At 64.5% G+C, this 24,870-nt stretch carries 22 protein-coding genes; 9 read left to right on the forward strand and 13 right to left on the reverse strand.

The annotated features are described in order from the left end of the window. Positions 1–171 precede the first annotated feature (171 nt). The 4 genes from I8J34_RS08250 to I8J34_RS08265 all read left to right on the forward strand — a co-directional run bounded on the left by I8J34_RS08250 (position 172) and on the right by I8J34_RS08265 (position 4,742). Positions 172–1,179 (forward strand): TRAP transporter substrate-binding protein, encoded by a 1,008-nt coding sequence (locus tag I8J34_RS08250; protein WP_214360921.1) that lies wholly within the window; start codon positions 172–174, stop codon positions 1,177–1,179. Positions 1,180–1,287: 108 nt separating this feature from the next. Then, positions 1,288–1,977: a TRAP transporter small permease gene (locus I8J34_RS08255; RefSeq protein ID WP_214360922.1), complete on the forward strand. Its 690-nt coding sequence runs from the start codon at positions 1,288–1,290 to the stop codon at positions 1,975–1,977. Between the two features lie 3 nt (positions 1,978–1,980). Then, on the forward strand, positions 1,981–3,342 hold the full coding sequence (locus tag I8J34_RS08260) for a TRAP transporter large permease (RefSeq protein WP_214360923.1): 1,362 nt from the start codon (positions 1,981–1,983) through the stop codon (positions 3,340–3,342). 128 nt (positions 3,343–3,470) lie between these two features. Beyond that, complete coding sequence (locus tag I8J34_RS08265; protein ID WP_214360924.1) at positions 3,471–4,742, forward strand: GGDEF domain-containing protein; 1,272 nt, start codon at positions 3,471–3,473, stop codon at positions 4,740–4,742. A 7-nt stretch (positions 4,743–4,749) separates the two neighbouring features. Here the strand turns inward: I8J34_RS08265 and I8J34_RS08270 are convergent, their stop codons facing one another. The 9 genes from I8J34_RS08270 to I8J34_RS08310 all read right to left on the reverse strand — a co-directional run bounded on the left by I8J34_RS08270 (position 4,750) and on the right by I8J34_RS08310 (position 12,643). Then, positions 4,750–6,132: an Lcl C-terminal domain-containing protein gene (locus I8J34_RS08270; RefSeq protein ID WP_214360925.1), complete on the reverse strand. Its 1,383-nt coding sequence runs from the start codon at positions 6,130–6,132 to the stop codon at positions 4,750–4,752. A 7-nt stretch (positions 6,133–6,139) separates the two neighbouring features. Further along, positions 6,140–6,955 (reverse strand): ABC transporter substrate-binding protein, encoded by an 816-nt coding sequence (locus tag I8J34_RS08275; protein WP_214360926.1) that lies wholly within the window; start codon positions 6,953–6,955, stop codon positions 6,140–6,142. Further along, positions 6,937–7,656, reverse strand: coding sequence for an ABC transporter ATP-binding protein (locus I8J34_RS08280; RefSeq protein WP_214360927.1), 720 nt, complete (start codon positions 7,654–7,656; stop codon positions 6,937–6,939). The genes I8J34_RS08275 and I8J34_RS08280 overlap by 19 nt, the downstream gene beginning before the upstream one ends. Further along, positions 7,653–8,357 carry an ABC transporter permease gene (locus I8J34_RS08285; protein ID WP_214360928.1) on the reverse strand — a complete coding sequence of 235 codons (705 nt, stop codon included), beginning with the start codon at positions 8,355–8,357 and terminating at the stop codon, positions 7,653–7,655. Before I8J34_RS08285 ends, I8J34_RS08280 begins: the two co-directional genes overlap by 4 nt. Positions 8,358–8,363: 6 nt before the next feature. Further along, positions 8,364–8,669: a hypothetical protein gene (locus tag I8J34_RS08290; RefSeq protein ID WP_214360929.1), complete on the reverse strand. Its 306-nt coding sequence runs from the start codon at positions 8,667–8,669 to the stop codon at positions 8,364–8,366. A 2-nt stretch (positions 8,670–8,671) separates the two neighbouring features. Next, positions 8,672–8,923, reverse strand: a complete 252-nt coding sequence (locus I8J34_RS08295; RefSeq protein WP_214360930.1) for a MoaD/ThiS family protein — start codon at positions 8,921–8,923, stop codon at positions 8,672–8,674. Continuing rightward, positions 8,920–10,188: an NAD(P)/FAD-dependent oxidoreductase gene (locus tag I8J34_RS08300; RefSeq protein ID WP_214360931.1), complete on the reverse strand. Its 1,269-nt coding sequence runs from the start codon at positions 10,186–10,188 to the stop codon at positions 8,920–8,922. Before I8J34_RS08300 ends, I8J34_RS08295 begins: the two co-directional genes overlap by 4 nt. A 112-nt stretch (positions 10,189–10,300) precedes the next feature. Further along, positions 10,301–12,148, reverse strand: a complete 1,848-nt coding sequence (locus I8J34_RS08305; protein ID WP_214360932.1) for an aldehyde ferredoxin oxidoreductase family protein — start codon at positions 12,146–12,148, stop codon at positions 10,301–10,303. A 12-nt stretch (positions 12,149–12,160) separates the two neighbouring features. After that, on the reverse strand, positions 12,161–12,643 hold the full coding sequence (locus I8J34_RS08310; RefSeq protein WP_214360933.1) for a 4Fe-4S dicluster domain-containing protein: 483 nt from the start codon (positions 12,641–12,643) through the stop codon (positions 12,161–12,163). A 297-nt stretch (positions 12,644–12,940) separates the two neighbouring features. Between I8J34_RS08310 and moeA the strand changes: the two genes are divergently transcribed. Continuing rightward, positions 12,941–14,182 carry a molybdopterin molybdotransferase MoeA gene (moeA, locus tag I8J34_RS08315; protein ID WP_214360934.1) on the forward strand — a complete coding sequence of 414 codons (1,242 nt, stop codon included), beginning with the start codon at positions 12,941–12,943 and terminating at the stop codon, positions 14,180–14,182. A gap of 67 nt (positions 14,183–14,249) precedes the next feature. Here moeA and I8J34_RS24950 read toward each other — a convergent pair whose 3' ends face one another. The 4 genes from I8J34_RS24950 to I8J34_RS08335 form a co-directional block, all read right to left on the reverse strand. Next, positions 14,250–14,801 carry an OmpA family protein gene (locus I8J34_RS24950; RefSeq protein WP_214360935.1) on the reverse strand — a complete coding sequence of 184 codons (552 nt, stop codon included), beginning with the start codon at positions 14,799–14,801 and terminating at the stop codon, positions 14,250–14,252. A gap of 198 nt (positions 14,802–14,999) precedes the next feature. After that, positions 15,000–16,244: an NADP-dependent isocitrate dehydrogenase gene (gene icd, locus I8J34_RS08325; RefSeq protein WP_214360936.1), complete on the reverse strand. Its 1,245-nt coding sequence runs from the start codon at positions 16,242–16,244 to the stop codon at positions 15,000–15,002. A gap of 259 nt (positions 16,245–16,503) precedes the next feature. After that, positions 16,504–18,741: an NADP-dependent isocitrate dehydrogenase gene (locus I8J34_RS08330; RefSeq protein ID WP_214360937.1), complete on the reverse strand. Its 2,238-nt coding sequence runs from the start codon at positions 18,739–18,741 to the stop codon at positions 16,504–16,506. 262 nt (positions 18,742–19,003) lie between these two features. Further along, positions 19,004–19,732 carry a GntR family transcriptional regulator gene (locus I8J34_RS08335; RefSeq protein WP_214360938.1) on the reverse strand — a complete coding sequence of 243 codons (729 nt, stop codon included), beginning with the start codon at positions 19,730–19,732 and terminating at the stop codon, positions 19,004–19,006. Positions 19,733–19,884: 152 nt separating this feature from the next. On the opposite strand from I8J34_RS08335, the gene I8J34_RS08340 reads away from it, so the two are divergent. From I8J34_RS08340 to I8J34_RS08355, 4 genes are read left to right on the forward strand one after another with little or no spacing between them, the layout of a single operon-like run. Further along, the gene (locus tag I8J34_RS08340; protein WP_214360939.1) at positions 19,885–20,682 is read left to right on the forward strand and encodes a cyclase family protein; all 798 of its coding nucleotides are present in this window, start codon (positions 19,885–19,887) and stop codon (positions 20,680–20,682) included. Further along, positions 20,679–21,671: a fumarylacetoacetate hydrolase family protein gene (locus tag I8J34_RS08345; protein WP_214360940.1), complete on the forward strand. Its 993-nt coding sequence runs from the start codon at positions 20,679–20,681 to the stop codon at positions 21,669–21,671. The genes I8J34_RS08340 and I8J34_RS08345 overlap by 4 nt, the downstream gene beginning before the upstream one ends. Positions 21,672–21,703: 32 nt before the next feature. Then, the gene (locus I8J34_RS08350) at positions 21,704–23,422 is read left to right on the forward strand and encodes a DUF1302 domain-containing protein (RefSeq protein ID WP_214360941.1); all 1,719 of its coding nucleotides are present in this window, start codon (positions 21,704–21,706) and stop codon (positions 23,420–23,422) included. 21 nt (positions 23,423–23,443) lie between these two features. Further along, on the forward strand, positions 23,444–24,808 hold the full coding sequence (locus tag I8J34_RS08355; protein ID WP_214360942.1) for a DUF1329 domain-containing protein: 1,365 nt from the start codon (positions 23,444–23,446) through the stop codon (positions 24,806–24,808). The last annotated feature ends 62 nt before the right edge of the window (positions 24,809–24,870 follow it).

Below are 24,870 nucleotides of genomic sequence, written 5' to 3' on the forward strand. Positions count from 1 at the left end.
TAAGTGACATTACGTATTCACCTGCGAGGCGCTTTGCACCACTATGCTCGGGCCCAATGCTTCAAAGCGGGCTTGGCGTGACCCGAGGTGGTCACCAGCCTTGGTGGCAGGTCCGGACGGGTTCAAAAAACGATCCGGGCATGACCTAAATAATGTTGTGGAGGAGTACAAATGCGCAAACATCTCATCGCAGTAGCTGCAGCCGCTGTCATGGCGGGTCAAACGGGTTTGGTCCAGGCCGAAGGCGCGTGCGATCCGGGCGAAGTCGTCATCAAGTTCAGCCATGTGACCAACACCGACAAGCACCCGAAGGGCATCGCCGCCGAGTTGCTGGCCAAGCGTGTCAATGAGGAGATGAACGGCAAGGCCTGCATGCAGGTGTATCCGAACTCCAGCCTCTACAACGACGACAAGGTGCTCGAGGCGATGCTCAGCGGCGATGTGCAACTGGCCGCGCCGTCGCTGTCGAAGTTCGAGAAATTCACCAAGAAGTTCCGTCTCTTCGATCTGCCCTTCCTGTTCAAGGACATCGACGCGGTCGACCGCTTCCAGAACTCGGCCGACGGCCAGAAACTGAAGGAGTCGATGAGCCGCCGCGGTCTGACGGGGCTGTCCTTCTGGCACAACGGCATGAAGCAGCTGTCGGCCAACAAGCCGCTGATCAAGCCGGAAGACGCCAAGGGCCTGAAGTTCCGCGTGCAGGCCTCCGACGTGCTGGTGGCCCAGTTCGAGCAACTCGGTGCCAACCCGCAGAAGATGGCCTTCAGCGAAGTGTACGGCGCGCTGCAGACCGGCACCATCGACGGTTGCGAAAACCCGTGGTCCAACATCTACGGCCAGAAGTTCTTCGAAGTGCAGGACGGCATCACCGAGACCAACCACGGCGTGCTGGACTACCTGGTGGTCACCTCGACCGAATGGCTCAAGGGCCTGAAGCCGGACGTGCGCGAACAGTTCCTGAAGATTCTCGGCGAAGTCACCACCGAGCGTAACGCCGCGGTGAAGAAGGTCGACGAGGAGAACCGTCAGAAAGTCGCCGACACCGGCACCGTGATCCGTACCCTGACCGACGCCCAGCGTCAGGCCTGGGTCGATGCCATGAAGCCCGTGTGGAAGAAATTCGAGGGCGACATCGGAGCCGACCTGATGGAAGCGGCGCAGAAGGCCAACAAGGGTTAAGCCCGCCGGGGCACGACGGTGCCCCATTCTTGCGCCATCCGTATGCGCGGCGAGCCTCGCTCCCCGCGCATATTTTTGGCCCAACCTTGAGAACAAACGGAGAGGGAAATGACTGGAGAACCGAGCCGATTTTCCCAGATGGTGGAAAACGTCGAAGAGACGTTCATCGCGGTCATACTGGGATTCATGACACTGATCACGTTCGCCAACGTGGTCGCGCGTTATGTCTTCAACAGCAATATCTTGTGGGCACTGGAGGTCACGGTTGTCCTGTTCGCCTGGCTGGTGCTCGTCGGTGCCGCATACGGTGTAAAGAAGACCTTTCACATCGGGGTGGACGTCGTCATCAACCTGCTCCCGCCACCCGTGAAGAAAGTCTTCGCCGTGCTCGCGGTGGCCTCCAGCCTGCTTTTCGCGTTGCTGCTGCTCAAGGGCGCCTGGGAATACTGGTATCCGTTTGCCACCGAGCGGATCTGGATGGAAACCGATGACATCCCGATGCCAAGCATCCTGGCCTGGATCGGCCCGATCATCAACGAGGGCGAGGCCTACGAGAAGATGCCGCGCTTCGTGCCCTACTTCGCCCTGCCGCTGGGCATGGCCCTGCTGGTGTTGCGTCTACTGCAGGCCGGCTACCAAGTGCTGACCAACCAGCGCGACTCGATCATCGCGGCGCATGAAGTCGAGGAAATGATCGAAGAAGCGGCCGACGCCCATTCCGACGGCCACCATCACAACTCGGATCGCGCCATCGCCAAGATGAGCAGCGCGGCACAGAACAATAAAAAGGAGCACTGACCGATGGATATCGCGATCCTCTTTGGCATGGTCATCGGCTTCATGCTGATTGGCGTGCCCATCGCCATTTCGCTCGGTCTGTCGAGCGTCCTGTTCCTGATGTATCACTCCGACGCCTCGCTGGGCTCGGTTGCGCAAACGCTGTTCACCACCTTTGACGGGCACTACACGCTGCTGGCGATTCCGTTCTTCATCCTCGCCTCCAGTTTCATGTCGACCGGTGGCGTAGCGAACCGCATCATCCGCTTTGCCATCGCACTGGTCGGCTCCATCCGTGGCGGCCTGGGCATTGCCTCGGTGGTGGCGTGCATGATGTTCGCGGCCTTGTCGGGGTCCTCGCCGGCCACCGTCGTCGCCATCGGCTCGATCGTCATCGCCGGCATGGTGCAGGCAGGGTACAAGAAGGAATTCGCCGCCGGCCTGATCTGCAACGCCGGTACGCTGGGCATCCTGATCCCGCCGTCGATCGTGATGGTGGTGTATTCGGCCGCCACCGACGTGTCGGTCGGCCGCATGTTCCTGGCCGGTGTCGTTCCGGGCCTGATCGCCGGTCTGATGCTGATCATCGCCATCTACATCGCCGCCCGGGTCAAGAACCTCCCCGCGCAGCCCTTCCCCGGCTGGGGTGAAGTCGGCGAGGCGGCCAGGGATGCCTCCTGGGGCCTGTTCCTGATCATCATCATCCTCGGCGGGATCTACGGCGGCATCTTCACCCCGACCGAAGCGGCCGCGGTGGCAGCGATCTACGCGTTCCTGATCGCCAACTATGTCTACAAAGACATGGGGCCGTTCGCCGACGAAAACAACCGCCGCAACCCGCTGCTGAAGGCCGTGCAGGTGTTCTGGCATCCGGACACCAAGCACACCCTGTTCGAAGCCGGCAAACTGACCATCATGCTGATGTTCGTGATCGCCAACGCGATCATCCTCAAGCATGTGCTGACCGAGGAGCGCATCCCGCAGGCCATCACCGAGGCCATGCTGTCGGCCGGCTTCGGGCCGATCGCCTTCCTCATCGTGGTCAACGTGATCCTGCTCATCGGCGGCCAGTTCATGGAGCCGTCGGGCCTGCTGATCATCGTCGCGCCGCTGGTCTTCCCGATCGCCATCCAGTTGGGCATTGATCCGATCCACCTGGGCATCATCATGGTGGTGAACATGGAGATCGGCATGATCACGCCACCGGTCGGCCTCAACCTGTTCGTGACCGCGGGCGTGGCCCAGATGTCGGTGATGAGCGTGGTCAAGGCGGCCATGCCGTGGGTCGCCATCATGTTCCTGTTCCTGATCATCGTCACCTACGTGCCCTGGGTCTCGACCTGGCTGCCGACCTTGATGATGGGTCCGGAGATCATCACCAACTGATCGCCTCCGGGCGGACTGTCGGGGCCCCGGCATGCGCATCCGCGCGGCCGGGGCCCCGCTTTTTTTGGTCGGATGCCGGTGCGCACGCGCGGTATAGTGTGCCGTCGAATCGCAGCCCCATCCTTCCCATGCCGCCTTTGCAAAGAAAACTGACCGCCGCGCTCCTGGTGACCGGTCTGGCCTCCACGCTGTCGCTCGGCGGCATCGCCCACTGGATGCTGATGCGCGATTTCCAACAGTCGGTGATGGACGAAGCCTTCGCCCACTTCAGCGCCGACGCGCTCGCCTACCTGCAGCGCTACGGCAGCTGGGCGGAGGCCACACGCTACCAGCCCTTCCCCGAGTTCGTCCGCCAACGCCACCGCCCGCCCATGCCGGGCGATGCCCCGCGGCCACGGCAGGGCTTCGATCGCCGCGGCGCACCGCCCTTTCACTTTTTGATCATGGACCCGCAAGGCCGCATCCTGAAAGGCCTGGACGGTCTGCCCGAGGGCACGCTGGCCCCGCCGGAAGTGCGCGCCACGGCGCGGCCGATTCGTGTGGGCGACCGTGTCGAACTGCTCGCCTCACCGCAGGGCGAACCGGTGCTCACCCGACGCGACGAAGACTACCTCGCCGCCATGCGCCAGGCGCTGCTCACCGGCATGGCGGTCGCCGTGGTCCTGGCGCTGGCGCTCGGTCTGCTGATGGGCCGGCGCATGAGCACCAGCCTGCAACTGCTGACACACGCCATCCGCGGCATGCAGAAAAATCGCGAACTGCCGCGCCAGGTGACGGTTCGCTCGGGCGATGAGATCGGCGAACTGGCACAGGCCTTTAATGCCATGAACGCCGAACTGACCCAGGCGCACCGGGACCTGCGTGAATATGCCGAACTGACCGCCAGCCAATCCGCCCGGCTCAAGGAATTGAGCATCCGCGATCCGCTCACCGACCTGTTCAACCGCCGCCATTTCGACGAGCAGGCCAACAGCCTGTACCAGCAGGCGATGCGCTACGGCCATCCGCTGTCGGTGATGGTCGGCGACCTCGATTTCTTCAAGCAGATCAACGACGACTTCTCGCACGCGGTGGGCGACGAGGTGCTGCGCCGCGTGGCTGTGCTGCTGCGCGACGGCACGCGCAAGGCCGACCTGGTGGCACGCTACGGCGGCGAGGAGTTCGTCATCCTGTTTCCCGAATCCACGCTCGCGCAGGCCGCCCACTGCTGCGAGAAGCTTCGCCTGGCGATCGAAATCCATCCGTGGCACGAGGTGCATCCGCAGCTGCGCGTGACCATGAGCATGGGCTTGAGCGACACGCTCGCCGCCGGCAGCGTGGAGAAGATGATCGCCGAAGCCGACAGCTACCTCTACCAGGCCAAGCACGGCGGCCGCAACCGGGTGCTGCCGGCCGCCTAGGCCCCCGTCACGGCGCTGGGCGCACGCAGCGCGCGTAGTTGCGGATTCTCACCTCGTCCTGCTGGCCGCCCCGCCCCGCGCGATAGCGCGACGCCTCTCCCGCCTTGGGGTCGCTGCGCTGACCGCCGGCGCCGTGCACGTCCACACCATCGACGCTGGTGCACTTGCCGAAGCACACATACACCGCCTCGCTCGGCTGCTCGCCATGGGTGGTCGACGTCCAGAACCAACCGCGCGGATCGGCGATGCGGAACACTGACGTATCGATGGCCGGCGCCGGGCGGCCGTAGTCGACCAGGCTTTGCAACTCCTTGGCGTTGGGCAGCCGCCAGTCCTCATGGCCGGCCAGGCGCAGGGTCTCGCAGTAGGCCAGCGCGGCGCGCCAGTCGCGCGGCTGCCCGTCATCGGCCTGCTGCCACATCAAGCCGAAGGCGCGGTCGCTCACCGTGCCGTCGCCATTGGCCGCAAAGTCGTTGTCCCCCCAGGGCGCGCCACGCACGCAGCGGTAGAACAGGGCCGGGCCACCGGCAGCCGTGGGGGCCTGCTTGATGCGCCCGTCGAGAAAGTTGAAGAAGAAAGCCGCCTCTTCACCCGGCCGGTCCCAGTGATCGCCGCGGTAACGCGTGGCGGACCAGGTCTGCCCCATCATCTCGGGCCGGTGCGTGGCGGCGAAACGGTCGCCGCGCAACACATCGGCGCTGGGGGCGGAAAGCGCAAAGCGCGGATCGATGAAGGCGCGCCGGCCGGTCACCCCGGCAAAGTCGGCCAGCGAGAACAGTTCGGTGATGTTCGGCAGGCGCCAGTCATCATGCCCGCCCAGGCGCAGCGCCGTGCAGGCGGCCTGGGCCGACGGAAAATCGCGCCGCTGCGCGTTGTGCCCCTGCTGCCACATCAGACCGGTGACACGATCGCTCAGCGTGCCGTCGCCGTTGTCGCGATAGTCGCGCGGCGCACCCAGGTAGTGGGCATCCTGGCCGTAGTAGGCGGCGCCTGGTGGCGGACAGGGAATCGGGCGGGCGTCGTCGAAGCAACTGCCCTGGCCGGTATCCGGCAGACGGCCGCTCACCCGCGTGGCGCCTGCCGCACGGCTGGCGATCACGAGCTCCGGAGAAGAACCGCCCGGCGAGGAGGCCCCCGGCGGCCGGCCGGCGGTGCCATCCGGGCGCATCGCGCCGCGCGGCCCGTCGCCCGGCACGCACACCAGTGCCGGCTCGCGCATGCGGCGACAACTGCCGCGCACCTCGCCGTGCGGCGCATCGAAGGCACACGCCGCCCCGGCCGGCTGGTTCACGCAGGCGGCGAAGGCCGCCGGCGGCGGCCCTCCCGCCGGCCCCTGCGCCGACACGCAGAGGGGTGCACCGGCGATCAACAGCACACCCAGGCGGCACATTGCGGGCTTACTTGGCCTTCAGCGGGAAGAACAGCTGCTCGCCGTTGAGCTTGAAGTCGGCGATGGCCTGATGGCCGGCATCGGAGGTGATCCAGTCGATGAAGCGCTCAGCCGCCGCTTTCTTGACATGCGGATGCTTGGCCGGGTTGATCAGGATCACGCCGTAGGGGTTGTAGAGTTGCGGGTCGCCCTGGAAGAGGATCTTCAGATCCTGGCGGTTCTTGAAGTTGGCCCAGGAGCCGCGGTCGCTCAGCGTATACGCCCCGACGCCGGCCGCCATGTTGAGCGTGGCGCCCATGCCGGAACCGGAGGCCTTGTACCAGGGCTTGCCCTCCGGGTCCTTGCCCACGGCTTTCCAGAAGCGCAGCTCGGCCGCGTGCGTGCCGCTGCGGTCGGCGCGCGAGGCGAAGGTGCTGCCGCTGTCGGCGATTTTGGCAAAGGCCTCGTCGGCCGTCTTGGCGCCGGCCACACCGGCCGGATCGGCGGCCGGGCCGACGATGACGAAGTCGTTGTACATCACGTCCTTGCGGTAAGCGCCGTAGCCCTCGGCGACGAAGGACTCTTCCTTGGCGCGATCGTGCACCAGCAAGGCATCGGCATCGCCGCGCTTGCCCACGTCGAGCGCCTGCCCGGTGCCCAGCGCCACCACGTTGACCTGGATGCCGCTGGCCTTCTCGAAGATCGGCAGGATGTAGCCGAACAGGCCGGAGTTCTCGGTGGAGGTGGTCGACGCCAGCGTGATGGATTCGCCCGCCTGCACGGTCAGTGCAGCCGCGCTGAGTGCCAGCGCAGGAATGAGGCGCTTCAGAACGCCAGATGCCATGGGAGTTCTCCTTGGATGAACTGCCGCGCCTCTGCCGAGGCCGGCTGGGAAAAGAAGCGGCGCACCGGCACGTGTTCACGCACCCGCCCATCGGCCAGAAAGACAATATCATCCGCGAGGCGGGTTGCCTGTCCCAGGTTGTGCGTCGTCATCAAGATTTTCGTCCCCTCGGTGCGTATCTGCCGCACGATCCGCTCCACCGCTTCGACCGCCGAGGGGTCGAGACTCGAGGTCGGCTCGTCGAGCAGCAGCAGGCGCGGCCGGGTCAGCCACACCCGCCCCAGCGCCAAGCGTTGCTGCTCGCCGCCCGACAGCTGCCGGGCGTTGTCGTTGGCACGGTCGGCCAGACCGATCTGCTGCAACATCGCCATCCCTGCCAGGCGCCGCTCGCGCGCGCCCACGCCGCGCGGCACCAAGCCCAGCGCGATGTTGTCGATTACCGAGCTGCGCAGCATCACCGGGTGCTGGAAGACCATGCCGACGGCGAGCGGGTCGAAGGCGCCGCCGCCCCAGTCCAGCGTCCCGCCGGTCGGCGGGATCAGCCCGCACAGGGTGCGCAGCAGCACGCTCTTGCCCGCCCCGTTGGGACCGAGCACCACCGTGATGCCTTCGCCCGAGAGGGTCAGGTCGACCCCGTCGAGCACGGCACGCCCGTTGGGGCGGAACGTCACATCGCGCAGCTGCAGCGGAAACAGGCTCATTCGAAACGTCGCATCACGGTGGTGCGCAGGGCGAAGGCCCCCGCGTTGAGCAGCAGGATCAGCACCAGCAGGACGATGCCCAGCGCAATGGCCAACGGCAGGTCGCCCTTGCTGGTCTCCAACGCGATGGCGGTGGTCATGACGCGCGTGGCGCGATCGATGTTGCCGCCGACGATCATCACCGCGCCCACTTCGGACATCGCCCGGCCGAGCCCGGCGAGCACCGCCACCGACAGCGAGAAGCGGCAATCATGCAGCAGCACCCGCACGGTGTCCCACCAGCCGAAGCGCAGCGCGGCCAGTTCCTCCTGGTAGTTGCGCCAGGCATCTTCGACCACCTGGCGGGCGATCGCGGCCATCAGCGGCACCACCAGCACCACCTGGGCAATCACCATCGCCGATGGCGTGTACAGCAGGCCGAATTCGCCCATCGGCCCGGAGCGCGACAGCGCCAGATAAACCACCACGCCCACCACGACCGAAGGCAGACCCATGAAGCCATTGATGATGACCGCGGCGGTCTGCTTGCCGGGAAACTGCCCCACCGCCAGGCAGGCGCCCAGCGGCAGGCCGACGGCGGTGCCGATCAGCACGGCCAGCGAGCTCACCTGCAAGGAGCGCAGGACGATCTCGAGCACCTGCGCGTCGAAGCGCCACAGCAGGACGAAGGCCTCGGCAAAGGCCTGTGAGAATCCGCCCAAGATGGTTCAGCCTCCGCCGCGTTGCATGGCGCGGTCGAGCCGCGCGATGAGCGCTGCCCGCGCCTCCCGCGCGCCCGACAGGAACCGGAAATGGGTCTGCAGTACCGGCAGCGCAAACAGGCCGATGCGCCGCGGCGCCTGTGGCGCGGCCGTGATCTCCAGGCAGACATCGCCCGAGCTCACCCGAAAGCTGCCGTTCCCCAGCGATTCGACCCCGCCGGGCAAGGCGGCATGCAGGCTGCGTTCGAATTCTTGCGCACTGGCGCCCACTTCGCGTGAGAACTCGTCCAGTGACGGCGGCGTAAAGGCCAAACTCAGCCCCCCGCGACCGGTGGCCAGATGGCCAGTTCGTCGTTGTCTTCGAGCACATGCGCCGGCCGCTCGGCGGGAGGGATGAAGCGACCGTTGACCAGCACCAGGTGCGCGCACCTTTCGGGCACCTGGTGCTGCTCGATGACGGACTGGATGGTGGTCCCGGCCGGCAGGTCGAGCTCCACGATATTGCCCTTGCGCTCGGGTGGCAGATAGTCGACCAGCGAAGCGAAGAGCTTGAACTTCAATTTCATGCCACCGCCCGCAACAGACTCGTCGATTGGGTCGCCGACACATAGGCTTCGAAGAAGGCCATCGGGTTGGCCAGCAGGCGATCCTTCCAGTGACGCAGATGCAGTTTGCCCTGGATCATCCCGCGCAACGCACCGACATGGTCGGTGAGGCCGATGGCGGTGGCGCCGATCAGCACATCGCCCTTGAACTGCAGGCTGATGTAGCGGTAGGCCGCCTCGTCGCAGCGCTCGACGCCTTCGCCGTCCTTGTCGCCCCACCACTGGCCGAAGGAGGTCGAGATCAGGCCCAGCGTGTCGAGCACGTTGATGGCCAGCACACCGGGCAGGCAAGCTTGGCCGCCGGCCATGTTGAGCGCGGCGATACGCGCCTGGTCGGCCGCGTTGGGCTGGATCGCCGACACCAGATGCGCCCCGGTGAACAGGTCCGGCGCCTCGGCGACGTCGCCGGCCGCGTAGATGCCCGGCACCGAGGTTTCCATGCGCGCATCGACGATCACGCCCTTGGCCACATGCACGCCGGTGCCTTCGAGAAAGCCGACGTTCGGCGCCACGCCGGCAGCGACGATGACCACGTCGCAAGCCAGATGCTCGCCGGTGGACAGCGTCACATCGAGCGGTGCATCGCCGCTGCCGGTGTCGATGCGCTCGACGCCGGCCGAGGTGCGCACCGCGATGCCCTTGGACTCGACCCAGCGCTTGATCATGGCGCCGGCGGTCGGCGTCATCATGCGCGGCACCATGCGGTCGCCCATCTCGACCACCGTCAGGTCCACCCCGCGCTTGGCCAGCGCTTCCATGATGATGCAACCGATGAAACCGGCACCGAGTTGTAGCACCCGGCTGCCGGGCTTGGTCAATGCCGCGATGGCGCGGGCATCTTCGAGCGTCCAACAGGTTTGGGTCTGCGGGCGGTCGATACCGGGAATCGGCGGGCGCACCGGGTGCGAGCCGGTGGCCACCAGCAAGCGGTCGTAGTCTTCAAAGCTGCCATCGTGAAACAGCACCCGTTGGCGCGCGGTATCGACCGACACCGCACGGGCGGCCTTTTGCTGGATATCGAGCGCGGCGAAATGGCCGGCGCGTTTTCTGAGATACGTGCCGGACTCCTGGATGTTGCCTTCGAGCAGGTAGGGGATGGCCATGCGCGAGTACGGCGGCGCATCTTCGCAACCGGCCATGACGATGCGGCCGTCCGGATCGGCCTGACGCAGCGTTTCGGCGGCGATCACCCCGGTCGGACCATTGCCGAGAATCAGATAGTTCATCGGGCGCTCCTCATACACGACATCGACCCGTCCGCCAGAGGCGGCAACGGGCCGACAGCAAGCGAAGCCGGCCGCAGCAAGGCTGCGACCGGCGCTCGGGCCGAGACCAGGGTCAGAGCCCGAGCCGGGCGACAGTCGCCTCGGTCGGCACGCCTTCCGGCGTCCAGCCACGAGCCTGATAGTACTCCGGGATCATCTTGTCGATGCCGCTCACCAGCCCCTTGGCCGGCCCGGTCTTGGCAGGCTCGGTCTTCAAGCGTGGCGGGAGGTCGTCGTCCTTGCGGGTGAAGCCCGCCGCCATGTTGAATTGCCGCTCCATGTTCCAGATACGCTCGCCGACCAGGTTGAGCTTGTCCATCGACCAGTCGCCCTCGCAGGCCGCCTGCAGCTGTGGCTGCACATCGGCCAGTGTCCAGGCGAAGGAGGTGAACACGCAGATGCCCGCCGAATCGAAGACCGCGGTGGCGTCCTGAAAGGCCTTGACCAGCTCCGGTTTGCCCTCGGTGACCAGCGGATCGGTCTTGACCGGGATGCCCAGCACCTCGGAGGCCACGGTGTAGCTGCGCAGATGACAGGCGCCACGGTTGGAGGTGGCGTAGGTCAGACCCATGCCCTGGATGCCGCGCGCGTCGTAGGCCGGGAACTCCTGGCCCTTGACCGTCATCGACAACTCGGGATGCCCGTACTTCTCGCACAGCCGCTTGGAGCCCTGACCGATCTCGACGCCGAAGCCTTCACCATGGGCGGTCATCTCGGTCAGCCGTGCCAGTGCCTCGGCCGAGCCGAAGGGTGCGTCGACACCGATCTGCTCTTTCGTGAGCACGCCCATTTCATACAGCTCCATCACCGCGCCGATGGTCGCGCCGAAGGAGATCGGGTCCATGCCGTCTTCGTTGCACAGCAGGTTGGCGTATTGTAGCGCTTCGAGGTCGCCGACCCCGTTGGCGGCGCCCAGCGCCCAGGCCGCTTCGTATTCCAGGCCGCCGGAGGCGCCCCAGTACTCGGGCTTGTTCACCACCGTGAAGTGCCCCTTGTCGATCTCGGCAATCCGCCCGCAGGCGATGGTGCAACCGAAACAGGCGGCATTGGTCACCAGTTGCGACTTGCCGTCCGACTCGCGCTTCTCGTGCATGGCCTCGGCCGAAATCTTGGCCGCATCCTCGAACTGCACGTCCTTGTGATTGCGGGTCGGCAACGAACCGATCTCGTTGATCACGTTCATCAGCACCTGGGTACCGTATTTGGGCAGGCCCTGGCCGGTCACCGCGTTGTCGGCCAGCACCTTCTTGGCCGCGATGGTGGCCGCCATGAAGCCCTTGAAGTCCTTGATGCCGCCGACGCCCTTGGTGCCGCGCAACGCCACCGCCTTGAGGTTCTTAGACCCCATCACCGCACCCACGCCGGAACGCCCGGCCGCCCGGTGCAGGTCATTGACCACACAGGCGAACAGCACCTGGTTTTCGCCGGCGCGGCCGATCGAGGAGACGCGGATCTGCGGGTCCTGATGCTGCTGTTTGATGGTCTCTTCGGTTTCCCAGCAGGTCTTGCCCCACAGGTGCGCCGCATCGCGCAACTCGGCCCGGTCGTTCTCGACGAACAGATACACCGGTTTGGGCGACTTGCCTTCGAAGATGATCATGTCCCAGCCGGCGAACTTCATCTCGGCACCGAAGAAGCCGCCCGAGTTCGAACAGGCGATGGCGCCGGTCAGCGGGCCCTTGGTGACCACCGTGTAACGCCCGCCGGTCGACGCCATGGTGCCGGTCAGCGGACCGGTGGACATGATCATCTTGTTCTCGGGGGACAAGGGATCGACCTTGGGGTCGATCTCGCTGATCAGATACTTGCTCGCCAGACCGCGCGAGCCGAGATACTCATCGGCCCATTGCATGTTCAGCGGCTCGGAAGTGCACGTGCCTTCGGTGAGGTTCACGCGCAGGATTTTTCTGGCCCAGCCCATGATATGTCCTCCTCAAGCCGCCGCAGCGCCGGTGTTGGTGTTGGCCTTGGCCGCCCACTGGCGCATCTTGTCCAGGCCCGTCCAGTCAGCGTCGATATAGGTGATCGCCGCGGTCGGACAGGCCGCCGCACAGGCCGGATTGTCGTCGCACAGGTCGCACTTCTGGACCTTGCCCGAGTCGTGAACATAGTTGATGGTGCCGAACGGACAGGCGATGGTGCACACCTTGCAGCCCACGCAGATATCTTCATGGACCACCTTGGCGCCGGTGGCCGCATCGAGCTGGATCGCATCGACCGGACAGGCCTTCATGCACCAGGCTTCGGCGCACTGGGTACAGGTGTAGGGGACCTTGCGGCCCTCATCCTCGAAATTGAATACCTTGATCCGCGACTTGGACGGATTGAAGACCCCATGATGCTCGTATGAACAGGCCATCTCGCATTGCAGACAGCCGGTACATTTGGCGGGATCGATGTGGAGAGACTTCAACATCGGCCGACTCCTCCTGACTTGGTTGAGTTCGGGCGACGGGTCTCTGACGGACCGAAAAACGTGCCTCGCAGCCATCCGGCAGCGGCACACTTCGAACATACGCCCGTTATGATTCTCCCTCACGCGCCCGCCGGGGGCCGGCGCGATCGAAACCTCAGCATACGCCCACCGACTCGATTGTCAACGCAGCGAAAACCCGCGCCGGATGGTGCTTTCAGCCAGGATTGCCTACTATTGAGCTGAACGCAGTGCAACACGCCTTCCGCCCTTATTGCCAGACCACCCGGGACGCTCACCATGACCACACCCGCCGACACCACCGCCCGCGCCGCGCTCGATGTCGAGCAAGCCTACGCGCTCATTCATGACGGCCTGAAGCCGGTGCACGGCTGGGAGCAGGTGGCCATTCGCGGCGCGCTCGGTCGCGTCCTCTCGCAAGACGTGATCGCACCGCACAATGTGCCGGCCCACGACAACTCGGCCATGGACGGCTACGCCATTCGCACCGACGACTGCACCTCCGGCGCCACACTGAACATCGTCGGCACCGCCTTCGCCGGCAATGCCTTCTCCGGCATCGTCGGCCCCGGCCAGGCCGTGCGCATCATGACCGGGGCGATGGTGCCGCGCGGCGCCGACTGCATCGTGCCGCAGGAAGAGGTGATTCAGGCCGACAAGCAGACGGTCCAGATTCCGGTCGGGCGCAAGGCGGGCCAGAACATCCGCCGCGCCGGCGAAGACCTGGCCCAGGGCGAGCCTGCGCTGTGCGCCGGCAAGCGCATCGGCCCGGCCGAGCTGGGCCTGATCGCTTCGCTGGGCATCGCCGAAGTCACCGTCTATCGCCGCCTGCGGGTCGCCTTCTTCTCCACCGGCGACGAGGTGGCGTCGATCGGCAAGCCACTGGCGCCCGGCCAGATCTACGACAGCAACCGCTACACCCTGTATGGCGCGCTGACCCGGCTCGGTTGCGAGGTGCTCGACATGGGCGTCATCCCCGACCGGCCCGACATGCTGGAGGCAGCGTTTCGCGATGCCGCCGCCGCGGCCGACGTGATCCTGACCTCCGGCGGGGTCTCGGTGGGCGAGGCGGATTTCATCAAGGAGATGGTCAACCGGCTCGGTCAGGTCGCTTTCTGGAAGATCAACATCAAGCCCGGCCGGCCGATGGCCTTCGGCAAGCTCGACAAGACCTGGCTGTTCGGCCTGCCCGGCAATCCAGTCGCGGTGATGGTGACCTTCTACCAGTTCGTGCAGGACGCGCTACTGGCGCTGATGGGCGTCAGCCCGCTGCCGGCACGGCCGCTGCTGGCGGCGCGATGCACCGCCACGATCCGCAAACGCCCCGGCCGGCGCGAGTTCGTGCGTGCCATCGTGCAGGCGGAGCCCGCGGGCTGGGCGGTGGCACCGACCGGCGCACAGGGCTCGGGCGTGCTGCGCTCGATGTCCGACGCCAACTGCTTCATCGTGCTGCCCGAGGCACAGGCCGACGTCGCCGAAGGCGACGCGGTCGCCGTCCAGTTGTTCGACGGCCTGATCTAAAGCGCACAGCGCCACCAACGACAACGCCGGCATGCGCCGGCGTTGTCGTTTGGGTAAGGTGGGCCGCTCAGTTCGCGCCGATCATCAGCTCGACCCGGCGGTTCGCCGCCCGGCCTTCGCGCGTGGCATTGTCGGCCACCGGCTCATCCTCGCCCCGCCCTTCGGACGACAGGCGCTCTTCGGCCACGCCCCGCTCGACCAGGGCACGGCCCACGGCCGCGGCCCGCGCCTCGGACAAGCGCTGGTTGTAGGCATTGTCGCCTGCGCTGTCGGTGTGCCCGACGATGAGGGCATGCACCTGCGGTACGGTCGCCAGCGCGCCGGCCAGTTTGTCGAGCGCATCGTTGGCGCCCGCGTTCAGCTCGCTGCGCCCCGAGCGGAAGGTCATGGTGCCCGGCAGCGTCACCCGTGCGCTGTCCCCCTCCATCTCGACGCCCAGCCCCAGGTCTTTCAGCCCGGCCAGTTCGGCGGCGAGCAGCTGCATCGCCGTCTTTTCCGGCACCGCGCTGGCAGCACGTGTCGGCTCGGCGGCCGATGGAGCGGCGGCATGCTCCGATGTCGTGGCGCAGGCAGACAACAGCAGGGCGGACAATGCCGCGGTGATCAGGGACGACTTCATGGACAGACCTCTCGGCTAGATAGGGTGGACAATGCGCGGGCCTTTCAGACATCCGTGCGCTTCGCACGGTGTGCCTCAGGAAACCCCGTGATGGGGCCGCATCATACACATCTGCACATGCTATTTCCATATGACATGCGACACCCAGCAAAAGAAAAACCCCGCCGCAGCGGGGTTGGCCTTGTCGTGTTCTGCGCCTCACATGCGCTCGATCATCGCATCGCCGAAAGCCGAGCAGGAGACCTCGGTCGCCCCGTCCATCAATCGGGCGAAATCGTAGGTCACGACCTTGTCGCCGATCGCCGCTTCCATGCCCTTGATGACCCGGTCCGCCGCGTCGACCCAACCCATGTGCCGCAGCATCATTTCGGCGGAGAGGATCAACGAGCCCGGATTGACCTTGTCCAGCCCGGCATATTTCGGCGCCGTGCCATGGGTGGCTTCGAATACCGCGCACTGGTCGGAGATGTTGGCCCCCGGGGCAATGCCGATGCCGCCGACCTGGGCGGCGAGCGCATCGGAGACGTAGTCGCCGTTCAGATTGAGCGTGGCGATCACGTCGTATTCGGCCGGACGCAGCAGGATCTGCTGCAGAAAGGCATCGGCGATCACGTCTTTGACGATGATTTCGCGACCCGTGTTCGGATTGGCGAACTTGCACCACGGGCCGCCGTCGATCTCGGTCGCACCAAATTCGTTCTTGGCCAGGGCATAGCCGAAGTCGCGGAAGCCGCCCTCGGTAAACTTCATGATGTTGCCCTTGTGCACCAGCGTGACGCTGGCACGGTCGTTGGCAACGGCGTACTTGATGGCGGCACGCACCAGGCGCTCGGTGCCTTGCTTGGACACCGGCTTGATGCCGATGGCCGAGGAGTCCGGAAAGCGGATTTTGGTCACCCCCATCTCGTTCTGCAGGAAGGCGATGACCTTCTTGGCGCCATCGCTCATGGCCTGCCATTCGATGCCGGCGTAGATGTCTTCGGTGTTCTCACGGAAGATCACCATGTCGGTCTTGGAGGGGTCCTTCAGCGGCGAGGGCACGCCCTTGAAGTAGCGCACCGGCCGCACGCACTGGTAGAGATCGAGCTCCTGGCGCAGCGCCACGTTGAGCGAGCGGATACCACCGCCGACCGGGGTCGTCATCGGCCCCTTGATCGACACCGAGTATTCGCGCAGCGCGTCGAAGGTCTCCTGGGGCAGCCATTCGTCGGGGCCATACAGCTGGGTCGATTTCTCGCCGGCGAAGACTTCCATCCAGTGGATCTTCTTCTCGCCCCCGTAGGCTTTCTGCACGGCGGCGTCGATCACCTTGATCATCACCGGGGTGATGTCCACGCCGATGCCGTCGCCTTCGATGAAGGGGATGATCGGATGATCCGGGACGGTCTGGCCGGGAACGATCTTCTCGCCGCCGGCGGGAACTTTGATGTGAGATGCGCTCATGGTGTCTCCCTCCTCAAGAACGTGTGTCGAAGGAATCCGCGGACTTCAGCAGGCTTTCGCGGGTGGCGCGCATGCCCTTTCAGGGTGTTGACGAAGCGGACCGGACTCGGGCATGGAGCGCACAATCCAGCCCTGATTATGGCTTAAATCGCACGAAGCTTCTCGCCACGGCCGGGGCCGTGCACAAACACAAACGCCAGCGACCTGCGCTGGCGTTTGTGTGTGACGACGATCCGGCGCGAGCGCCGGTCTCAGGCCATCAGATCATGACCGCATCGAGTGTCGCGTTCAGCGTGGCGCTCGGGCGCATCACGGCCGCGGCCTTTTCCGGGTCGGCCAGGTAGTAACCACCGATATCCACCGCTTTCCCCTGCACGGCGCTCAGCTCGGCCAAAATCTTCTGCTCGTTGTCGGCCAGCGACTTGGCCAGCGGGGCGAAATGCGCCTTCAGTTCGGCGTCTTCGTCCTGTGCGGCCAGTGCCTGCGCCCAGTACAGGGCTAGGTAGAAGTGGCTGCCGCGGTTGTCGAGTTCGCCGGTCTTGCGCGAGGGCGACTTGTCGTTGTCGAGCAGCTTGCCGGTGGCTTCATCCAGCGTCTTGGCGAGCAGCTTGGCCTTGGCGTTGCCTTCCTTGATGCCGAGGTCTTCGAGCGATACCGCCAGCGCCAGGAATTCGCCCAGCGAATCCCAGCGCAGGTGGTTCTCTTCGACCAGCTGCTGCACATGCTTGGGCGCGGAGCCGCCGGCACCGGTTTCGTACATGCCGCCGCCGGCCATCAGCGGGACGATCGACAGCATCTTGGCCGAGGTGCCCAGCTCCATGATCGGGAACAGGTCGGTCAGGTAGTCGCGCAGGATGTTGCCGGTGACCGAAATGGTGTCCTGGCCGCGCACGACGCGCTCCAGGGTGTAGCGCATGGCGCGCACCTGCGACATGTGCTGGATGTCGAGGCCGGTGGTGTCATGGTCCTGCAGGTACTTCTCGACCTTCTTGATCAGCTCGTTTTCATGCGGACGGTAGGGGTCGAGCCAGAACACGGCCGGCATGCCGGAGTTGCGCGCACGGGTGACGGCCAGCTTGACCCAGTCGCGGATCGGCGCGTCCTTGACCTGGCACATGCGCCAGATGTCGCCCTCTTCCACGTTCTGCAACAGCAGCACTTCGCCGGTGGCCAGATCGGTGATGTTGGCCACGCCCGCCTTGGGGATCTCGAAGGTCTTGTCGTGCGAGCCATATTCTTCGGCCTTCTGTGCCATCAGACCGACGTTCGGCACCGTGCCCATGGTTCTTGGGTCGAAGTTGCCGTTGGTTTTGCAGAAGTTGATCATCTCCTGGTAGATACGGGCGAAGGTCGATTCGGGCATTACCGCCTTGACGTCCTTCTGGCGCCCGTCGGCACCCCACATCTTGCCGCCCGAGCGGATCATGGCCGGCATCGAGGCATCGACGATGATGTCGTTGGGCGAGTGGAAGTTGGTGATGCCCTTGGCCGAATCGACCATCGCCAGTTCGGGGCGGTGTTCGTGGCAGGCGTGCAGGTCGTCGATGATCTCTTCGCGCAGCGAACGCGGCAGGTCGGCGATCTTGTCGTACAGATTGACCATGCCGTTGTTGACGTTGATGCCCAGCTCGCGGAACAGGGCAGCATGTTTCTTGAAGGCGTCCTTGTAGAAGATCTTGACGCAGTGACCAAAGACGATGGGGTGCGAGACCTTCATCATCGTCGCCTTCACGTGCAGCGAGAACATCACGCCGGATTGGCGCGCGTCTTCGATCTGCTCTTCGTAGAAGTCGCACAGCGCTTTCTTGCTCATGAACATCGAGTCGATGATCTCGCCGTCCTGCAGCGCGACCTTCGGCTTGAGCACGATGGCCTCGCCGTCCTTGGTGATCAGCTCCATCTTGACGTCGCGCGCGCGGTCCAGCGTCATCGACTTCTCGCCATGGTAGAAGTCGCCATGCTTCATGTGCGAGACATGGGTGCGCGAGGCCTGGCTCCACTTGCCCATCGAGTGCGGATGCTTCTTGGCGTAGTTTTTCACCGCGGCCGGTGCGCGGCGGTCGGAGTTGCCCTCGCGCAGCACCGGGTTGACCGCCGAGCCGAGGCACTTGCCGTAACGGGCCTTGAGCGCCTTGGCTTCGTCGGTGGCGGCGGTTTCCGGGTAGTCGGGAATCGCGTAGCCCTTGGACTGCAGCTCCTTGATGCAAGCCACCAGCTGGGACACCGAGGCGCTGATGTTGGGCAGCTTGATGATGTTGGTGTCCGGCTCCTGCGTCAGACGACCCAGCTCGGCGAGGGTGTCCGGCACCTTCTGCTCGTCGGTCAGGTAGTCGGAGAATTCCGCCAGCACGCGGGCGGCCACCGAGATGTCACTCGTCGTCACGTCGATCCCGGCCGGCGCCGCAAAGGTGCGGATGATCGGCAACAGGGAGCATGTCGCCAGCAAAGGCGCCTCGTCGGTGAGGGTGTAGATGATCGTCGGACGCTTGGTACTCATGCATTTCTCCCTGGTTTTAGTCGTGGCGCAAGGCCGGTCAGATGCAGTGCTGCAGGCCGAGTCTGCCCAAAGCGCACCGTATTCGCGTTCAGGCAGGTCAAGGTTAGCGCGTAATTATAATGCGGGTTCCTTACACCTCGCTGGCAATCCTATGGTTGACTGACCATCGGTCGCAGCGCACGGTCATTTGCATTGGATCGCTTAGCCGTTGCGGCCGTTCGCTCTCGTATCGATCAGCGTTGGGACCAAGCACTTGAGCTTCCTAGGCAAGCTGACGGTTCCGCCTGCTCTTCGGCTCGGCATTGGTGTGGGGCCGCACCCCGTCCGCGCCCTCTGGATAGACGCTTTGCAAGGTCAAGTCGATGTGTTCGGACAGGGCCGAGCAAGCGCGGTCGACATCCCGGCTCAGCACAACGTCGGCAAGTTGCTGGTGCACCTCAGCCGCCTCGTCAAGGCCGTGCCACTGGCGCATCATCACCGCACGATAACGCTGGGCCTGATCGTAAAACAACTGCTGCAACGACAACAGGCGGGGCGAGTCGCAGGCAGCGAGCAAGGCTGTGTGGAACTGGCGGTGAGCACGTTCCACATCGGTTCCGGTCGGCGGGTCGGCCTCGCGCGCCCGCACCGCCAGGCGGTGCAGGCGGGCCGAGGCGGCAACGATTCCCACGTCCCACTCGTCGTCACCGTTGGCGATCGCGCTCTTCAAAGCTTCGCACTCAATGGACTTGCGCACCCGCGTGATGTCCTCCAGATCAGCCTGAGACACCTCGGCAACGCGAAAACCGCGACGGCTGTCGAACACCACGAACCCGTCCGACGACAATTTCGCCAACGCCTCGCGCAGCGGTGACGCGCCAATCTCGTAGCGCTTCTTGAGTTCGGCAATAAGCAGCTTTCTCCCCGGTTGAAGCGCACCGCTCACGATATCGGCGCTCAGGCGCTCGATCGCGACCTCTATCAGTGTCCTGTCCGGTCCTTGTTCGTTCATCCCTCCCTCCATCGGCATTCGGCTTGATTGTCGTTTTCAATTACCTAAACGTCAACATTGACATTTTGTCGATAAAGTTAAAAACTACCGTCAAACAAGAAGTAGAACGATGAACCGCGGCCCGACCGCACCTGAGCTGGAGACCTCTGCAGATGAAGATACGACGCTTCGTTGACCTTTCGGTCACGCTGGAAAACGGCGTACCGGCCGACCCACCCGGACTTCAGCCACAAATCGACTATATCGACCACCGCACCGGAGCTCAGCACCTGAGCGCGCTGTTCCCCGGTCTACGCCCGGAAGATCTGCCCAACGAAGAAGGATGGGCGGCCGAAGATCTGCGCCTTCATACCCACAGCGGCACCCATATGGACGCCCCCTGGCACTACGCGTCCACCATGGACCGCGGCCGTCCGGCCATCCCGATCGACGAAGTACCCCTCGACTGGTGTTTTCGCCCCGGAGTCAAGCTGGATTTCCGTGCCAAGGCAGACGGCCATGTCGTCACCGCAGCGGAAATGGAGGCGGAGTTCCAGCGCATCGGCTACGCGCTGCAGCCGCTCGACATCGTGCTGGTCAACACCTCGGCCGGCGCGGTCTATGGCCAGCCCGACTACATCGATCGCGGCTGTGGTCTGGGGCGAGAAGCCACCCTGTGGCTGCTGAACCGGGGAACTCGTGTCGTCGGCACCGATGCCTGGAGCTGGGACGCCCCGTTCTGCTACACCCGCGAACGCTATGCCGCCACCGGCGACCCCTCGATCATTTGGGAGGGGCACAAGGCGGGTCTCGAAATCGGCTACTGCCAGATGGAAAAGCTCGCCAACCTCGATCAGCTTCCCGATCACGGCTTTCTGGTGAGCTGCTTCCCTTACAAGATCAAGGGCGCCTCGGCCGGTTTTACGCGCTGTGTCGCCCTATTCGTCGGCGAAGAGGAGAATAAGACTTGATACTCGCCACTTTCATCACGCCGGCAGGCGAATTCCGCCTCGCCGTAGTACGCCGCGACGCTCAGATCCTGATCGACCTGCAGGCCGCGTACCGGGCTCGTCACGACACAGATCATCCTGCCCTGACCGGCATGCAAGCCCTGATCGATTCCGGCAACGCCGGACTTGCCTTGGCCAGAGAGCTCGAGCGGACAATAGAAATGCAGGCTGAGTGCACAGTGCCGTTGGCTACGGTACGCCTCGCAGCGCCGCTACCCTGCCCGCCCCAGATGCGCGACTTCTCTACCTTCGAGACGCACATGCGCCAGGCGGCAGTCGGCATGGCGCGTCTGCGCGGAGCACGCCAAGGCAGTACGCAGGCACTGCCGCAACCCTCCGACATCGTGCTGCCCGAAGCGTTTACCCGCCAGCCGCTGTACTACAAGACCAATCGCTTCAGCGTCGTGGGGCACCAACACGAAGTGGTCTGGCCCAGTTATTCCGAGCGTTTCGACTATGAGCTCGAGTTCGGCATCGTCCTGGGCCGTGGCGGACGCGACATTCCACGCGAGCGCGCCGCCGAGCACATCTTCGGCTACACCATCTTCAACGATTTTTCCGCCCGAGATGCGCAGGAATTCGAGATGACCGCCCCTTTTGGACCGACCAAAGGCAAGGATTTCGACACGGGCAATGTGCTCGGGCCGTGGATCGTCACTGCTGACGAACTACCGAATCCCTATGCGTTACGCATGACCGCTCGCATCAATGGCGAAATCTGGTCCGACGGCAACAGCCGCGACATGATCCATCGTTTCGAGGACATGATCGCCCACGTGTCACGCGACGAAACCCTTTATCCCGGCGAGTTCTTCGGCTCCGGCACCAGCGGAGGCGGCTGCGGCCTCGAGCTCGATCGCTGGCTTCAGCCCGGCGATGTGGTGGAACTGGAGGTGGAAGGTATCGGCGTCCTGCGCAACCGCGTCGTAAGGCCTGCGGTCCCCGACTGACCCCGGAGGCGGCCATCTGCAGGCCACCCGTGATGCTCAGTAGCAAACCCAAAATAACCGAGGAGACAAACATGACCAGGCTGTACTTCGATCCCGCACGACGGGCCATCCGCCGCGCATCTGCCCAGGTGCGCCCCACTGTGCTCGCCGCAGCCGTAAGCACCGCGCTGTTGCCCACAAGCGCCGCCCTGGCCTTCGATATCGATACCGGAAACCCGGACATACGGCTGCGCTGGGACAACACCGTCAGCTACACCGCCGGTTTCCGCGCTCAGGATCAGTCCGACACCCTGACCGCGGATCGCAATCAGGATGATGGCAACCGCAACTTCGGCACCGGCCTTATCAGCAACCGGATCGACCTGCTCTCCGAGCTCGACCTCACTTACGGCAACTTCGGTGCCCGCCTCTCCGGCGCCGCCTGGTACGACGACGTTTACAACCGCAGCAACGACAACGACTCGCCCGCCACCGCCAACCACAGTTCGACCGAGCACGACGAATTCACCGACCGCACCCGAGACCTCCACGGCCGCAAGGCGGAGCTGCTCGACGCGTTCGTCTTTGGCCGCGGCGAGCTCTTCGGCAAGCGCTCGAGCTTCCGTCTGGGGCGACATTCCGTGCTTTACGGCGAGAGCCTCTTCTTCGGCGCCAACGGCATCGCCGGCACCCAGGGCTCGGTCGACATCATCAAACTGCAGAGCAATCCGAACGCCCAGTTCAAGGAAATCATCCGGCCCACCAACCAAGTGTCGGCCTCGATACAGCTAGCTGACGGCGTGACGCTCGGTGGCTACTACCAATTCTCCTGGGAGGCATTGCGCACGCCGGCGGTCGGGAGTTACTTCGGCACCACCGACAACGCATTCGGTGGTGGTGCCGAACGTCTGTTCGTCGGCCCGTTCGGTGCATGGCTGAATCACCGTCACGACTTGAAAGCAAAGGATTCCGGCCAAGGCGGCGTGCAACTGCGCCTCAGCACCGGTGACTGGGACTTCGGCCTCTACGCCACCCGCTTCCACTCCAAAACCCCGACCCTCTACCAGACCTTCTCCGGTCCCGTGGCGCCCTTCAACGCCAATCGCGGCATCGGCGAGTTCTACTGGGTATATCCCGAAGGTATCAGCGCCTTCGGTGCCAGCTTCAGCACCTCGATCGATTTCGTGAATGTTGCCGGTGAGATTTCGACCCGCCGTAACACACCGCTTGTCTCCGATGGTGTGAACGTCACCGGCACCAACGCTGACAACAGCCACCATCCCGCCTACGCGGTAGGCAATACCGCCCACGCCCAAGTGTCGATCCTGGCCAGCCTGCCGCCCAACTTTATCGCACAGGAATCGAGTCTGGTGGCCGAAATCGCCTGGCACCGCCTATTGTCCGTCACCAAGAATCCTCAAGCCCTCAACCCCTTGGCAACGCGCGATGCCACCGCGCTGAGACTGGTGTACACCCCCACCTACCGCCTGCTCTTCCCGGGCACCGACGTGCGATTCCCGATTGGTATCGGTTACTCGCCCGACGGTCGCTCGCCGGTCATCAGCAGCGGCTTTGGCACCTACCACGGCGGCGACGTGAGCATCGGCATGCGTGCCACCTATCTCGACCGCTGGAACTTCGGGGTGAACTACACCCATTACTTCGGCAAAGAAGACAACTTTCTCACCGGTACCGTGCCCCCGCATATCACCCAGGCGCAGTCGCTGCGTGACCGCAACTTCGTGACGCTGTCGGTCAGCCGCTCGTTCTGACCCTCCGAGGAGACAACTACTATGAAGACCCGCAATACGCTTATCGCCCTCAGCCTGCTGGGCGGTTTCCTGGCCTCCTCCGCTGGCCAGGCCGCCGTCAGCGCCGACGAAGCGGCCGCGCTCAAGACGACCCTCACGCCTTTGGGTGCGGAAAAGGCCGGCAACAAGGACGGCAGCATTCCGGCCTGGACCGGCGGCTACAGCACTGTTCCCGCCGGTTTCAAGCCGGGAAACCGCCGTCCCGATCCCTTCTCCGCTGAGAAGCCGCTGTTTTCCATCACCGCCAAGAACATGGCGCAATACGCCGACAAGTTGAGCGACGGCGCTCAGGCGATGCTGAAGAAGTACCCGGACAGCTACCACATCGACGTCTATCCCACCCACCGCACCGCAGTGGCGCCACAGTGGGTCTACGACAACACGTTCAAGAACGCGACCCGTGCCAACCTGGTCGAAGGAGCCGCCGGCCCCATGGTGGAAGGCGCCTATGGCGGCATACCCTTTCCCATTCCCAAGACCGGCGCCGAAGTCATGTGGAATGCACTACTCGCTTGGCGCGGCGAATCGTGGAGCTGGGACGGCCACAACGTACTGATTACACCGGAAGGCAAAGCCGTGGTCACTGCCAACGGCCCCGGCCAACTGCAGATGCCGTATTACTTCAAAGACGGCGAGACCGATTTCAAGGGCGAATACTGGATGCTGCGTCGCATCAACGCCGGACCTCCGATTCGCGCAGGCGAAGGCATCCTGAGCCGTCTGAATCTCGACCCCGAAAACGATCGCTCGTGGGTCTACCTCACCGGTCAACGCCGCGTGCGTCGCCTGCCCAACTCCTGCTGCGACACCCCGCTACCCTCGGCTGCGGGCGTGCTCTCCATCGACGAAGTGTCGGTCTACACCGGACGCATGGACACCTTCAACTGGAAGCTACTCGGCAAGAAGGAGATCTTCGTTCCCTACAACGCCAACAAGATTCTGCAACCGACCAGCAACGCCGATGTTCTCGGCGAACATCATCTCAACCCCGAGCATGTGCGCTGGGAATTGCATCGCGTGTGGGTGGTCGAGGCCAGTCTTGCGCCCGGCAAGCGCCACCTCGCACCGAAGAGCATCTACTACATCGACGAGGATACGTGGATGCCGCTACTCGGCGATCGTTGGGACAAAAGCGATCGGCTGTGGAAGACCATGTGGCAGATGCCTTTCGTGATGCCGGACATTCCGGCGGTACACACTAACCTTTACGGGTTTTACGATCTCGTGTCGGGCGCTTGGTTCACTATCGGCATCATGAACGAGACCACCAACCAGTACAGTGTATCGACGCGCTACAAGGACTCCTTTTTCAGCCCCGACTCGCTCGCCGCCGAGGGCGTGCGCTAAATCATCTGCCCCCCGGTGCCCGCGCGCCGCCTCACTGGGGCACTGCGGGCATTGCAGAAGTC

Origin of the sequence: Denitromonas iodatirespirans (genome assembly GCF_018524365.1) — a bacterium.
Taxonomy (GTDB): Bacteria; Pseudomonadota; Gammaproteobacteria; order Burkholderiales; family Rhodocyclaceae; genus Nitrogeniibacter; species Nitrogeniibacter iodatirespirans.

Excerpts from the sequence above, each read along its gene's own strand:
- I8J34_RS08250 (WP_214360921.1), top strand. The coding sequence starts at position 172 with ATGCGCAAACATCTCATCGCAGTAGCTGCAGCCGCTGTCATGGCGGGT.
- I8J34_RS08255 (WP_214360922.1), top strand. The coding sequence starts at position 1,288 with ATGACTGGAGAACCGAGCCGATTTTCCCAGATGGTGGAAAACGTCGAA.
- I8J34_RS08260 (WP_214360923.1), top strand. The coding sequence starts at position 1,981 with ATGGATATCGCGATCCTCTTTGGCATGGTCATCGGCTTCATGCTGATT.
- I8J34_RS08265 (WP_214360924.1), top strand. The coding sequence starts at position 3,471 with ATGCCGCCTTTGCAAAGAAAACTGACCGCCGCGCTCCTGGTGACCGGT.
- I8J34_RS08270 (WP_214360925.1), bottom strand. The coding sequence starts at position 6,132 with ATGTGCCGCCTGGGTGTGCTGTTGATCGCCGGTGCACCCCTCTGCGTG.
- I8J34_RS08275 (WP_214360926.1), bottom strand. The coding sequence starts at position 6,955 with ATGGCATCTGGCGTTCTGAAGCGCCTCATTCCTGCGCTGGCACTCAGC.
- I8J34_RS08280 (WP_214360927.1), bottom strand. The coding sequence starts at position 7,656 with ATGAGCCTGTTTCCGCTGCAGCTGCGCGATGTGACGTTCCGCCCCAAC.
- I8J34_RS08295 (WP_214360930.1), bottom strand. The coding sequence starts at position 8,923 with ATGAAATTGAAGTTCAAGCTCTTCGCTTCGCTGGTCGACTATCTGCCA.
- I8J34_RS08300 (WP_214360931.1), bottom strand. The coding sequence starts at position 10,188 with ATGAACTATCTGATTCTCGGCAATGGTCCGACCGGGGTGATCGCCGCC.
- I8J34_RS08305 (WP_214360932.1), bottom strand. The coding sequence starts at position 12,148 with ATGGGCTGGGCCAGAAAAATCCTGCGCGTGAACCTCACCGAAGGCACG.
- I8J34_RS08310 (WP_214360933.1), bottom strand. The coding sequence starts at position 12,643 with ATGTTGAAGTCTCTCCACATCGATCCCGCCAAATGTACCGGCTGTCTG.
- moeA (WP_214360934.1), top strand. The coding sequence starts at position 12,941 with ATGACCACACCCGCCGACACCACCGCCCGCGCCGCGCTCGATGTCGAG.
- I8J34_RS24950 (WP_214360935.1), bottom strand. The coding sequence starts at position 14,801 with ATGAAGTCGTCCCTGATCACCGCGGCATTGTCCGCCCTGCTGTTGTCT.
- icd (WP_214360936.1), bottom strand. The coding sequence starts at position 16,244 with ATGAGCGCATCTCACATCAAAGTTCCCGCCGGCGGCGAGAAGATCGTT.
- I8J34_RS08330 (WP_214360937.1), bottom strand. The coding sequence starts at position 18,741 with ATGAGTACCAAGCGTCCGACGATCATCTACACCCTCACCGACGAGGCG.
- I8J34_RS08335 (WP_214360938.1), bottom strand. The coding sequence starts at position 19,732 with ATGAACGAACAAGGACCGGACAGGACACTGATAGAGGTCGCGATCGAG.
- I8J34_RS08340 (WP_214360939.1), top strand. The coding sequence starts at position 19,885 with ATGAAGATACGACGCTTCGTTGACCTTTCGGTCACGCTGGAAAACGGC.
- I8J34_RS08350 (WP_214360941.1), top strand. The coding sequence starts at position 21,704 with ATGCTCAGTAGCAAACCCAAAATAACCGAGGAGACAAACATGACCAGG.
- I8J34_RS08355 (WP_214360942.1), top strand. The coding sequence starts at position 23,444 with ATGAAGACCCGCAATACGCTTATCGCCCTCAGCCTGCTGGGCGGTTTC.